The organism is Rubripirellula amarantea (assembly GCF_007859865.1).
GTDB classification, from domain to species: Bacteria; Planctomycetota; Planctomycetia; order Pirellulales; family Pirellulaceae; genus Rubripirellula; species Rubripirellula amarantea.
The window spans coordinates 1513546-1526013 of the sequence record NZ_SJPI01000002.1; the positions used below are offsets into that span (position 1 = coordinate 1513546).

Here is a 12468-nt window from a genome sequence, read left to right on the forward strand (position 1 = left end):
GACGTCAACACCTCGAGTCAGAACATCAGACGACCTAGAAACATCAGACAACCCCGAAGGCCAACATTGCATCGGCAACCTTCTTGAACCCCGCGATGTTCGCACCACGCACGTAGTCGCAATAGCCGCCGCCCATCTGACCGTACTCAAGGCATTGCTTATGGATACCGTCCATGATGTCGACAAGCAATTGTTGCAGTTGCTCTTCCTTCCAAGAGATGCGGGCTGAATTCTGGCTCATTTCGAGACCGGACACGGCTACTCCGCCTGCATTCGCTGCTTTACCAGGTGCGAAAAGAACTTTGGCCTTTTTGAAGACGTGAACGCCTTTGAGTTCCGTGGGCATGTTTGCCCCCTCGCTGATCGCAATGCAACCATTCTTGACAAGCGATTGAGCGTCCTCGCTCGATAACTCATTTTGCGTAGCGCACGGCAGCGCTACGTCGCAGGGGACGTTCCATGGCGACTTAGCTTCGTGATAGGTCGCTCCTTTGAACTCTTCAACATACTCACTAATTCGACCGCGACGGACATTCTTCAACTGCTTGATCCAGCGAAGTTTTTCAAGGTTGATGCCATCGGGGTCATGAATAAACCCACCACTATCGGACAACGTTACCACGCTTGCACCTAGATGCGTCAACTTCTCGGCTGCATGAGTTGCAACGTTCCCTGATCCCGAGACGACCGCGATTTTCCCGCGCAAGTCATCGTCTTTGGTTTTCAGCATGTTGGCAAGGAAATACACCGCGCCATAACCAGTTGCCTCCGTTCGAATCAGCGATCCGCCATATTCGAGTCCTTTGCCTGTCAGCACTCCGGTGAATTGATTAGTAATTCGCTTGTATTGCCCGAACATGTACCCGATCTCACGAGCCCCCACGCCGATGTCTCCTGCTGGAACATCCACGTCCGCACCGACATGGCGATAGAGTTCGGTCATGAACGATTGACAAAAGCGCATCACTTCTCGATCGCTCTTACCCTTAGGGTTAAAGTTCGCACCGCCCTTTGCACCACCCATCGGCAAACCTGTGAGCGCATTCTTGAAGGTCTGCTCGAACGCTAAGAACTTTAGCACGCTTTCCGTGACGGAGGGATGAAACCGAATGCCGCCTTTATACGGACCGATGGAATTGTTGTTCTGCACTCGCCAACCACGTTGCACGCGCACATTTCCGTTGTCGTCTTCCCAGCAAACTCGAAAAGAAATGATCCGATCCGGTTCGGCAATCCGCCTTAGGATTTGTGCTTCGTGATAGCGTTCCTTATCGGCAATAAACTCGAAGATATCTTCGGCGACTTCTTGGACCGCTTGTATGAACTCGGATTGTCCAGGATTTCGTTTTGCCACACCCTGCATGAATTTGGGTAAGTCGACATGTTCAGAGATGGCCATAGATAAATCCTTTTTGGTGATAAGTGGTTGAGCCACTGACGCTGGAAAACAGGCATCAGCATGACTTACGAGTTTCTTCGAATTACCAGGTTGCGAATTTCTGTCATTTCTTCCATTGCGAAACGAATTCCTTCGCGTCCTAGCCCCGAATCCTTGACTCCGCCGTAAGGCATATTGTCCACGCGATAGCTGGGGACATCGTTAATAACGACGCCGCCAACTTCGAGTCGATCCCAGGCATCCAATGATTTGAACAGATCGCGAGTGAAGATGCCTGCCTGCAAGCCAAACTTGCTGTCGTTTACTTGATCGAGGGCCGCGTCAAAATTAGAAAAGCGGGACAGAATCGCGAGCGGGCCAAACGCTTCTTCACGGTTCACCTTTGCATTTGCGGGCACATCTTCCAACAATGTCGCGGTCATCATTGCCCCTGTTCGTTGGCCACCGCAAAGAAGTTTAGCCCCGTCCGCGACTGCTTCGCTAATCCAACCTTCCAGTCGCTCGGCCTCTTTGTCGTCAATCATGGGACCGATAAATGTCGAACGATCTTTGGGATCGCCGCAAACAAGCTCGCGGGTCCGCTCGATTAGCCGATCGCGAAACTGATCATAAATATTGTCGTGAATGATAATGCGTTGGACGCTCACACAGCTTTGCCCGGACTGGTAGAAGGCGCCCACGATGATGCGTTCCAACGCGTCGTCCAAATCAGCGTCCTGATCAATAACGACGGCAGCGTTGCCACCGAGTTCCAACACCACTTTCTTCTTTCCCGCCTTGGCCTTCAATTCCCAACCCACATCCGACGAACCGGTGAAGGACAATAGTTTTAGTCGATCATCGACTGTGAATTGATCCGCTGCTTCGCGACGAACGGGAAGAATCGAGAACGCCCCAATGGGCAAGCTCGTTTCAGCCAGTACCTCGCCGATCATGATCGCTCCCAAAGGCGTCCGGCTGGCAGGTTTCATCACCAACGGACATCCAACCGCAATGGCCGGCGCGATTTTGTGGGCGGCCAAGTTCAGCGGAAAATTGAATGGCGAAATAAAACTGCATGGGCCGATGGGAACTCGCTTCCACATGCCCTGATAGCCCTTGGATCTCTGCGAGATATCGAGCGGTTGAACCTCACCGGTCATCCGCACTGATTCCTCAGCAGCGATCCGAAACGTATCGATCAGCCGCGAAACTTCGCCTTCGCTGTCCTTAATCGGCTTGCCCGCTTCCACGCAAAGAGAATATGCAAGTTCGTCAAACCGGTCTTTGAATCTTTCGACGCAGTGCATCAAGACGTCTTGGCGTTCATAGCTTGCCATCCGCGCCATTGGCTCGACCGCTCGCACGCAACCTGCAATCGCGGTGTTGATCATTTCACGATTGGCAAGAGCAACTCTAAACGCGACCTTACCGGTAAACTTGTCAGTCACCGCGAGATCATCGTTGGGTTGCTCTGCTTTATTGTTCAAATAGAGCGGATAGACGTCCTTCAAGATGCTCATCGTTGCGCACTCAGCGATTGGTTTGGTGTCGGATACTCGTTCGCGTTGATAGCGATACCAATAGAGCTCGCGATGATTCGAAAGAAAGATATCTGACGACGATACGGCATGTTGGTCGTGAGCATATCAGACTATTTGTTGGCTTCGGCGGTGAGCTTTTTCAGCGAGTGCTCGATCGCTCCAACCAATTTTTTCGACGCATTGACCGAAAAGCGATAGGTATCGACTTTATCTTTTGTTTTGTTCTCCAACTGAAGAAATCTTGCGTCCTGATCCGAGTCAACCGATAACGCCCACTCCGCGTCCTTCAAAGCCGTTTCAACTTTCGATCGCTGGACCTTGTCCGTCGGTTTTGACTCAATGGCTTTGGCAAACGCCTTGAGCAAAGTTTCGGTTTGATTCGCATCGAGCATCAGCATTCCACCAGCCGGAGGTGCGGCTTCACCAGGCTTCAATGGGACCATCAGCGAAAGTTGGACCGAAGGATCCATGCCCGCGTAGTTCGTTGAATTCACGTACGTGTATCCGGTGCGGGATGTGCCGGTGTGAACGAACGGCGATGGATCACCAATCCATGACGCGTTCCCAATCACCACCGAATGAATGGTCGGATCGAACGTGTCGTCCTCGGGGTGCCAGTCCGCACCAAGCAAAGTCCCCGGAACGAACCCTAACACCAAAATGATGCTGAACAGGAAAGAAGCGAGCGTGCGATTCATAGGGTCATCCTTATCGTCGGAGGAGTCAAAATTTAGTGTTGGCTAGGCGATCATTCTTAGCGATGGCGCGGGAACGAATACTAATTTAGTCGATCGCTTGAATCATGAAGGGACAGATCATCCGCATCCCCGTGTGCGTAATGTCTCAATCCAAGCAGATACCTTGGTTGTCCTTGACGACGACTGGGCTTGAGTACATGAACTAAAGCTAAGAATCGTTTATGTTGTAGTTAGCACAACGATGGTCAATGACCAAGATGCGATCAAGTTCTAGCGGTGTTTTCACCGTAATCAAATTGGCCAACTCGAAAGTTGCCTTTCTTAACCAGTGATTTCGAATGAAAGTGATGATTGATGACGGAAAATAGCAAAGACTCGCTTTTTGATCGCCTGGGCGGCGCAGAGTCACTGACGATAATGGTTAAAGAAATGTACGAGAGCGTTTTGCGCGACGAAGAACTCGCCCCGTTCTTCGCGAACACGCCGATGGAGCGTCTGCATCATATGCAGTTTCAGTTTTTGGCTTCTGCGCTGGACGGTCCTGCTGGGTACACGGGCGCTGAACTGACGTCGGTTCATGCCGGCCGTGGAATCACCGGTCAGCACTTTGCTAAATTCTGCGGGCATTTTGCCGAGACACTCGAACGTCATGGGGCAAGTCCTCAGGACGTCGACGAAGTGTTAGGTCGTTTGGCGTTGTACAAAGACAAGATTACCGGAGATGCCAACGTCGATGGTTAGCGATTGCTCCCGAATCATATTCAACCGAAGGTGGCTTCGATGAACGAACCAGACACCTCGCGTTGGCGATCGCTGCTAAAGATGCAACCCACGTTTAGTCTTGAGCTAAGCGATGAGGCATCCGACTTTGCGAAACGAATCCGCGATTCAATTCCTCAGTTTGATTTCCGTGATCATGTATCCACGGCTGGTACCTGTATCGACTTCAAAATCGATCCACAGGAACGACGATTCTGGTCACCGCACTTATCCGTCCAAGTGCATTCGCTCGAGGAAGGATCGCAGGTTCGAGCACGCTTCTCACCTCGGCCCGAGATTTGGACGATGTTCATGGCCGTGTATGGCGTGATGGCGATCATTGCCTTCGGTGCTGCGATCTTCGCGTACGTGCAGTGGTTCCTGGGCGACCGCCCGTGGGCAATCGTACTGATCCCATTCTGTTTATTAGTAATCGTAACGCTGCATGTCGCCAGCTTGATCGGCCAAAACTTAAGCGCCGATCAGATGCACACGCTGCATGAACGATTCAACCAAGTTGTGGCTGCTGCCAAGCAATCCAACTAGACATCGCAAGGTTCTTGCGATGTCAAACTTAGCTACGATGAAGATGTAAGTCTTGGATGCTAGTCTTGGATGAGAGTTCACTACGATTCAGATACCGCTGCGGCGGAATGAAACACGTGCCCTTTTTGCGGACCGTGCTGGGTGCCCGTCAATATTTCGGGTCCGTCTTCGGTCATCAAAACGGAGTGCTCGAATTGGGCGGAGGGCCGTCCATCTTTCGTTCGCACAGTCCAACCATCGGACTTGTCACTGCGAGTGTAGCGACTGCCGGCATTGATCATTGGCTCGACCGTGAAACACATGCCGGGATACAGTCGGTCGATACGGCTTTGGCGATTGGGAAAGTGAGGAATGGATGGGTCCAGGTGGAATTGACGGCCCAGTCCATGACCAACGTATTCGCGAACCACCGTGAAGCCTCGGCGATGAGCCTCGGGAACCACCGTTTCACCAATCAATGAAACGCGACATCCAGGGGTCAACGCGTCGATGGCAAGGTGCATGCAATCAAATGCACACTGCATCACGGCACGCTTCTCTTCGGACACTTCACCGATCATGAACGTCTCGCTTTGATCGCCATGCCATCCATCGACGATGGTCGTGATGTCCACGTTGATAATGTCGCCGTCCTTGAGTTCATAGTCATCGGGAATCCCGTGACAGATCACTTCGTTCACGCTCGTGCAACAGCTCTTGGGGTAGTTCTGATATCCCAGCGTTGCAGCGACATGACCATGATCGCGGGTCCAGTCGCTGACGAGCTGGTCAATTTTCCCAGTCGTGACTCCCGCATGCACATGCGGTCGCAGGTAGTCCATCAACTGCGCGTTCACACGTCCAGCACGCCGCATTGAATCTTGTTGCTCAGGGGTGAGGATGAGCTTCTTTTGCTTCTTCAACATCAACTTGAAGGGTTCGAGGAGATCCGAGGGAAGGGCAATCCGACAATTCAGTTCAGTGCCCGCTAATCATCGTCATTGGTTCGTCGCTAGTTCGCTGCTGCGTGACAGTTTCAAATATTACGGGCACTAAATCTTAACGACTACTTTCAACTTCAACGGGCACTTCGGCGGGTCAGCACGACTTCGGCAAAGCCGCCGCCCAGCAGGCCCCGCCGTCGGGCGAGCCCCGCCATCAGGCAGCCCCGATATCAGGCAAACCCCGAATTCAGTTAGTCCCAGCATCCGGTTTCCAGGACCTAGTGCTCCCAAACCCCGAACGGCCAGGCACCGTTGACGAATGGCCCTATGGTACCAGCCGACCGAGCACAGCCCAAGACTTGAAATCGGGCGGCCAAAATTAGGGATTTGAAAGCAGAGCCTTGCAATGAGCGACACGAAACCGAGCCCGAAGAAGTCAAAAATCAACCGCGGGGAGCAAAACTTGTTCCGCATGCAGGGGTTAGAACGAATGTCAACCGTTCTCGAAGCTCTACGGGATCGAGATCACGGGAAGAACGTTCTGCGAAGTTACCTCAAGTGACTACGATAAGTCAGTCTCTTTACAGCACAAAACAAGGCCTATTGGTCTCTATTTATGAAAATGAATTTCGACCGCTGCTCTCTTAGCGTCCCTGCGGCGCTCTCGCTAATCCTCGTTTGGGGAAGCTTCACGAGCCCCCTAGCCCCCGCGCAAGCCCCTGAATCTAGGGTTACTGACAGCGAGGGGATGTTGAAATTCAATTTTTCCGGGGCCGATTGGCGTAGCGTTCTCGAGTGGTTTGCCGAGGAAGCCGACCTATCGCTTCAGCTCGATCAAGTGCCCCTGGGCACCTTTACCTTCGCCGATCCACAACGCAGCTATTCGATTGGCGATGCACTCGATGTGCTCAACCTTTCTTTGATGAAACGAGGCTACTCGGTTGTACGTCGAGGTCGACTGTTGCAGGTGATCGACCTGGAAGCCGAGAACGCAGAAAAGCTGATCAGCGAAATTGCCGAGCTCGTTCCGCCAGACCAACTCGATTCGAGAGGCCGCAGCGACATTGTTAGCACGGTGTTTCCACTGGGAAGCCTTACCGCTCAAGCGGCTCGAGAGGAGCTCGCTCAGTTGATCGGGCCGTGGGGCCGAGTGGTCGTGCTTGAAAGCGCTCGACAGGTCAAAGTGACCGAGACCGCGACGAAGTTGATCGCAATCCGAGATTTGCTTCGATCAACGGAAACCGCTGACACCGAAGTGATCGAAATCGTTCTCAAACACCGAAGCGCAGACGAAGTGCTTGAGATTGCGAGACCCCTTTTAGGGATTGAACCCGGCGAGAACTCCAGCGAAGACATTCGAATTTCGGTCAGCCCATTAGCCGACCGAATCTACGCCACCGGTTTGCCAGGCAAAACAGGCCTGTTGAAATCGTTGGTGGTTAAAGCCGACACCCCGATTGTGATTGCGGCGGCGGAAGATGGCGAAGAAATTGCTTTGCCAAACTTTAGAACTCACCGCATCAACATTGCCGATACCGCGACGGTTTTTGACGTTCTGCAAACCTTGCTGGCTGGAACCCCCGACGCGCGTATCGCGATCGACCCCAAGACGAACTCGATCGTTGCGTGGGCACGTCCGCAAACGCACGAGATGATTTCGAAATCAATCGCTGAAATGGAAGGCAAGGGTCAAGACTTCAAGATCATAGAATTGCGACGTCTCGATCCCGCACAAGCATTGCTGACGATCAACAAGTTCTTCGGAGTCAGCGCGGAAGGCGGCGTGGGACCAACCATCGACGGAGACCCAGAAACCGGCAAACTATGGGTTCGCGGAACGCCTGAGCAAATCGCCACGGTGGAACGATTGATCGGCGAACTTGAAGGCGGCAGTCCTCTGGGTGAAATGAGCGACAAGGTTCGCGTGTTGCCGTACTCAGGTCGTGTTGGCCAAGATGCCCTGATCCATGCGCAAAGTCTGTGGCCCGTCACAGGACGATCCAACTCGATTCGCGTGATCACACCTTCGCAGTTTCAGTCCGAAAATCCTTCGGGCGGAATTCAAGAACGTCGCATCCGACGCCCGGAACCCGAAGACGACAAGCGGCGTGCGCCCGCTCGCAAGCAACCGCCCCTAGAACTCGAGGGCACGACCGAAGCAAGCTATCGTGCTGGCACGAAGAATTCGCCCCAGTACGCATCACAGCCTACCGCTCAATACACCTGGGTCACCGAGCCTCAATCGCCGGATCAAACCTCAGGTGACGAAGACCTCGGTAAGGAAACTTCGATCAGCACCATGGGTGGCGGCGATATTGTGATCCAGATGACTCCGGCCGGAATCTTGATTGCATCGGAGGACACAGAGGCACTCGATGCTTTCGAGTCGCTCATGAAATCACTTGCGGAACCCAACTTGTCGACCTCTGACCTGCCCACGATTTACTGGCTCAAGTACACCAAAGCCGACGAAGCTGCGGAATTGATTTCTAAGGTGCTCGGCGGAACCGAAAGCGCAATCTCATCAGCCGTCGATAGCGTGTCTGGTGGGTTTGGCGGCGGGATGCTGGGCGGCTTGATGGGCATGGGAGGCGGCGGTGAATCGCAATCCAGTTCAGCGAAGTCAATTTTGACCGCAACCGGTTCGATCAGCATTGTTCCCGATGCGAGGCTCAATGCGTTATTCGTGCAAGCCAATTCCGGTGACCTGCAAAAGATTGAAATGATCTTGGAAAAAATCGACCGTGCCGAAAGTCCCGAGAACATTGAAACCAAAGGTCGCCCCGGGATCATTCCCGTGATCTACCAGGATGCTGCTGAGGTTGCCAAAGTGATCAAAGAAGTCCTTGGCGACCGCATCGAAGGACAAAGTTCCAAGCAAAGCGGTGGTGGCGGAGGAGGCGGTGGCGGTGGCGGAGGCGGCGGACCCTCACCGCGAGATTTTTTCCAAGCACTTCGTGGAGGCGGTGGTGGTGGCGGACAAGATAAAGAAGGGACCACTAGCCAACCCACAAAGATCAACATTGCCGTCGATGCAAAGAGCAACTCGCTTGTCGTTGTCGCAACACCCAACGATTTTGCTGATGTCGAAGAACTCGTCCGGCAACTTGATGCTGGCGGGATGAATACCGAGGAGACCGTTACTACCTATACGATCAGTGGCAACGTAAACCCAGACGTTATGAAGGCGGCGTTGGAGTCAATATTGGGCAAGCAAACGGGATCGACATCGAGCAGCGACTCGAAGTCCGGCTCCACCGCATCTAGCACAAGTACGTCAGGATCCAGCACCAGCACGGAACAAAGCGCAGCCGATATCCAACGACGTATCGAATTCTTCCGCTCGCTTCGTGGCGGTGGCGGAGGAGGAGGCAGTCCCTTTGGTGGCGGCCGATCCGGCGGTGGTGGCTTTGGTGGTGGTCGACCTGGCGGTGGTGGCGGAGGAGGAGGCCGGCGAGGCGGACAGTAATCGTCTCACACTGGCAATTCTCAGGCGACCATTCGATCTTTTTTAAACTCATTTAGCTTTTAAACCATGCAAGCTGGAAATATTCTTCATCGCCGCGGACTGCTGAACGACGAACAGCTTCAGCAGAGCATCAAGGCCGATACCTCGGGCGTATTGCAGGCAGCGGTTTCGCTTGGTTACATCGATGAACAAAAGGCACTCGAAGCGCTCGCCGACGAAGTGGGTTTGGAATACGTCGACCTGCGCACGCGTGACATCGACCTCGAAGCCTTGAAAGATTTCCCACAGAAGCTGATCTACCGTAACTCGCTTTTTCCGATCGGCTTTTCGGATGATTCGATCGTCGTCGCTACCAGCGATCCGCTTGACCTCTACCCGCTCGACGAAGCGAGTGCGGCCACGGGGCGAAATATTGTGCCGGTCGTGGCCCAGAAAGAAGAAATCGCTCGCCTGATGAATCGACACCTCGGTGTCGGTAGCGAAACCATCGAAGGCATGATGGCGGCCAAGGGCGAAAGCGAAGTCGAATTGCTTGAGCAGTTGGAAACCGACGGCAGCGAACTGAGCGAAATGGCTCAGGAAGCCTCGGTGGTTCGATTGGTGAACGAGATCTTGTTGGAAGCCATTCAGTCGCGGACCAGTGACGTCCACATCGAATCGCAAGGTAGCGGCTTAGTCGTTCGTTTTCGAATCGACGGAATTCTGCATACGCAGCCCACGCCGCCAGAGATCAACCGGTTCCAAGCTGCGATCATCAGCCGTTTGAAGATCATGGCACACTTGAACATTGCCGAAAAACGATTGCCTCAAGACGGTCGAATCAAGCTTCGCGTTCACGGCCGCGAAGTCGACATTCGCTTGAGTGTGATTCCGATGATCCACGGCGAAGGCTTGGTCATGCGGATTCTCGATAAGGCGTCGATGGTATTCGAGCTGCAAAGCTTGGGCATGTCGCGTGAAATTTATGATCGTTTCAGCAAGATCATTCAATTGCCACACGGTATCGTGCTGGTTACGGGTCCCACCGGTTCTGGTAAAACGACAACGCTTTACAGCAGCCTGCTTCAGATTCGATCGCCGGAAACGAAGATCATCACGACGGAAGATCCGGTCGAGTATCAGCTTGATGGAATCAATCAAATTCAGGTCCATCCTAAGATCGGCCTTACTTTCGCCGCCTCGCTGCGAAGTATCTTGCGTCATGACCCGGACGTCGTCCTCGTCGGTGAAATTCGTGACTTGGAAACGGCTGAAAATGCGATCCAGGCGTCGCTGACCGGACACCTCGTGTTTAGCACCTTGCACACCAACGATGCATCAAGCGCGTTCACTCGAATGGGCGACATGGGCGTCGAGCCGTTTTTGGTTGCCGGAACCGTCGAAGGAGTGATGGCACAACGGTTGTTGCGTCGTTTGTGCCCTCACTGCAAAGAACCTGTTGAGCCGTCCAAAGCGGACTTGCCCCCTGACTTCCCCCACGATCGCTTCAACGGTGAAACGCTGTATCAACCCGTCGGTTGTCGCGAATGTCGTGGATTTGGATACAGCGGCCGAATGGGTATTTACGAATTACTAGTCACCAACGACGCGATTCGGCAACTGGCTCAGGACCGTGCTAGCAGTTGGAACATTCGGCGTGAAGCAGTCAACAATGGAATGCGAACGTTGCGAATGGACGCATTCGATAAGGTCATCGCGGGCCACACCAGTGTTGACGAACTCTTGCGAGTGACCAAGGGCGACGTTCAGTAACGCGTGAACTTCGAAATGATCGCTCAGCTATAATTCTTCTTTCACCATGCTCGTTCTAATCGGCGATTTAACCTCGCTGTGTCATTCATCCACTTAATTCAAACGGAATGATTTCCGTTCCAACTTTCATGGCAACCTTCTCTTACACTGCTCGCGACATGACCGGCAAATTGGTCACTGGTTCGCTCGAAGCGAACAACGAACGAGACGTGGCGGTGATGCTTTCGGAACGGTCGCTCTTTCCTGTTAACGTCAAGGACAGCTCTACCAAGACCGGTGTCGTCGCGACGATGTCGGGCGGGCGAAAGAAAGTCAACGGTCAAGTGATGGCCGTTTTCTATTCGCAACTCGCATCCCTGTTGCGCGCAGGTGTGCCGATGATCCGCTCGCTAAACGTTTTGGGCGAACAATCCAGTAGTCCCGTGCTTGGTGAAGTGATTAGCGAAATTCGCGGACGCGTTGAAGATGGTGAATCGCTTGGCGACGCGATGGCCGCTTACCCCAAGATCTTCAGTGACATGGGGTGCAACATGGTCCGAGCGGGCAGTGAAGGTGGGTTTCTTGAAGACGCGCTCGAACGCGTGGGGGCTTTCACCGAATTGCAAGAAGACTTGAAGGGGCGTACGGTCAGCGCGATGGCTTACCCGATCTTCCTGTTTTCAGTCGGCAGCGTCGTATTGTCAGCATTGTTGGTCTTCTTCGTTCCCAAATTCGACATGCTTTTTGAACGCTTGCGGTCCAAGGGGCAAATGCCAGTGATGACGGAATGGCTGCTATCATTCAGTGCCTTCCTACAAAGTTACGGCTGGATCTTGTTGGTTGCGATGGCTGGACTTGTCATTGCGATCCGAATGCACCTGAAGACCGATGCGGGACGGGACACCGCAGATCGTTTCAAGTTGAAGATCCCCGTGCTGGGCAACATCTTAATGAACTTGTCAGTGGCTCGATTTTGCCGCGTGCTCGGTACGCTGCTGGGTAACGGCGTTCCCATATTAAAGTCGCTTGAAATCAGCAGCACTGCTGCGGGCAACCGCCTGCTTTCGCGTTCGATTACGTCAGCCACCGAGAACATCAAGAGTGGTGAAAGCCTGGCTTCGCCCCTCCGTGCATCCGGTTACTTTCCACCGTCGGTGATCGAAATGATCAGTGTTGGTGAAGAAAGCAATTCACTCGACACCGTGTTGCCCGATATCGCGGATTCGCTCGAAAAGATCACCTTCCGCCGCTTGGACCTGTTCGTTCGTTTGCTCGAACCAATCATGCTGCTCGTGATGGCGATTCTAGTACTAGGCGTTGTCCTTTCGCTACTCGTTCCAGTTCTAAAATCGAGCACGACGCTTTAAGTCGATTCGGCGGTGACGCGAGCGATGAAGCAAGCGGTAAGGCGAGCCGGCGT

General features: G+C 53.4%; 8 protein-coding genes and 2 pseudogenes. 6 read left to right on the forward strand and 4 right to left on the reverse strand.

The features are described 5' to 3' along the window. Positions 1–43: 43 nt before the first annotated feature. From gdhA to Pla22_RS19120, 3 genes are all read right to left on the reverse strand, one after another. Entirely contained in the window at positions 44–1399 is a 1356-nt protein-coding gene (gene gdhA / locus Pla22_RS19110; RefSeq protein WP_146516332.1) for an NADP-specific glutamate dehydrogenase, read from the reverse strand. Positions 1400–1464: 65 nt separating this feature from the next. After that, the gene (locus Pla22_RS19115; protein ID WP_146516333.1) at positions 1465–2901 is read right to left on the reverse strand and encodes an aldehyde dehydrogenase family protein; all 1437 of its coding nucleotides are present in this window, start codon (positions 2899–2901) and stop codon (positions 1465–1467) included. A 131-nt stretch (positions 2902–3032) separates the two neighbouring features. Continuing rightward, positions 3033–3620 (reverse strand): hypothetical protein, encoded by a 588-nt coding sequence (locus Pla22_RS19120; protein ID WP_146516334.1) that lies wholly within the window; start codon positions 3618–3620, stop codon positions 3033–3035. Positions 3621–3974: 354 nt separating this feature from the next. Here Pla22_RS19120 and Pla22_RS19125 point away from each other — a divergent pair, with 354 nt between their 5' ends. Next, positions 3975–4361, forward strand: coding sequence for a group I truncated hemoglobin (locus Pla22_RS19125; RefSeq protein WP_146516335.1), 387 nt, complete (start codon positions 3975–3977; stop codon positions 4359–4361). A gap of 39 nt (positions 4362–4400) precedes the next feature. Beyond that, on the forward strand, positions 4401–4925 hold the full coding sequence (locus Pla22_RS19130; protein WP_242632158.1) for a hypothetical protein: 525 nt from the start codon (positions 4401–4403) through the stop codon (positions 4923–4925). Positions 4926–5005: 80 nt separating this feature from the next. Here Pla22_RS19130 and map read toward each other — a convergent pair whose 3' ends face one another. Then, positions 5006–5830, reverse strand: coding sequence for a type I methionyl aminopeptidase (map, locus tag Pla22_RS19135; RefSeq protein WP_146516336.1), 825 nt, complete (start codon positions 5828–5830; stop codon positions 5006–5008). A gap of 1693 nt (positions 5831–7523) precedes the next feature. On the opposite strand from map, the pseudogene Pla22_RS25995 reads away from it, so the two are divergent. From Pla22_RS25995 to Pla22_RS19150, 4 genes and pseudogenes are all read left to right on the forward strand, one after another. Continuing rightward, positions 7524–7721: pseudogene (locus Pla22_RS25995) on the forward strand (secretin N-terminal domain-containing protein); the annotation flags it as partial. A 579-nt stretch (positions 7722–8300) separates the two neighbouring features. Next, positions 8301–9317, forward strand: a pseudogene (locus Pla22_RS26000) (secretin N-terminal domain-containing protein); the annotation flags it as partial. Between the two features lie 66 nt (positions 9318–9383). Beyond that, the gene (locus Pla22_RS19145; RefSeq protein ID WP_146516338.1) at positions 9384–11069 is read left to right on the forward strand and encodes a GspE/PulE family protein; all 1686 of its coding nucleotides are present in this window, start codon (positions 9384–9386) and stop codon (positions 11067–11069) included. Positions 11070–11197: 128 nt separating this feature from the next. Further along, the gene (locus Pla22_RS19150; RefSeq protein ID WP_146516339.1) at positions 11198–12415 is read left to right on the forward strand and encodes a type II secretion system F family protein; all 1218 of its coding nucleotides are present in this window, start codon (positions 11198–11200) and stop codon (positions 12413–12415) included. The last annotated feature ends 53 nt before the right edge of the window (positions 12416–12468 follow it).

What these genes read in the sequence shown, in the direction of transcription:
- gdhA (WP_146516332.1), bottom strand. Translation starts at nt 1,399, where the DNA reads ATGGCCATCTCTGAACATGTCGACTTACCCAAATTCATGCAGGGTGTG.
- Pla22_RS19125 (WP_146516335.1), top strand. Translation starts at nt 3,975, where the DNA reads ATGACGGAAAATAGCAAAGACTCGCTTTTTGATCGCCTGGGCGGCGCA.
- Pla22_RS19120 (WP_146516334.1), bottom strand. Translation starts at nt 3,620, where the DNA reads ATGAATCGCACGCTCGCTTCTTTCCTGTTCAGCATCATTTTGGTGTTA.
- Pla22_RS19130 (WP_242632158.1), top strand. Translation starts at nt 4,401, where the DNA reads ATGAACGAACCAGACACCTCGCGTTGGCGATCGCTGCTAAAGATGCAA.
- map (WP_146516336.1), bottom strand. Translation starts at nt 5,830, where the DNA reads ATGTTGAAGAAGCAAAAGAAGCTCATCCTCACCCCTGAGCAACAAGAT.
- Pla22_RS19145 (WP_146516338.1), top strand. Translation starts at nt 9,384, where the DNA reads ATGCAAGCTGGAAATATTCTTCATCGCCGCGGACTGCTGAACGACGAA.
- Pla22_RS19115 (WP_146516333.1), bottom strand. Translation starts at nt 2,901, where the DNA reads ATGAGCATCTTGAAGGACGTCTATCCGCTCTATTTGAACAATAAAGCA.
- Pla22_RS19150 (WP_146516339.1), top strand. Translation starts at nt 11,198, where the DNA reads ATGGCAACCTTCTCTTACACTGCTCGCGACATGACCGGCAAATTGGTC.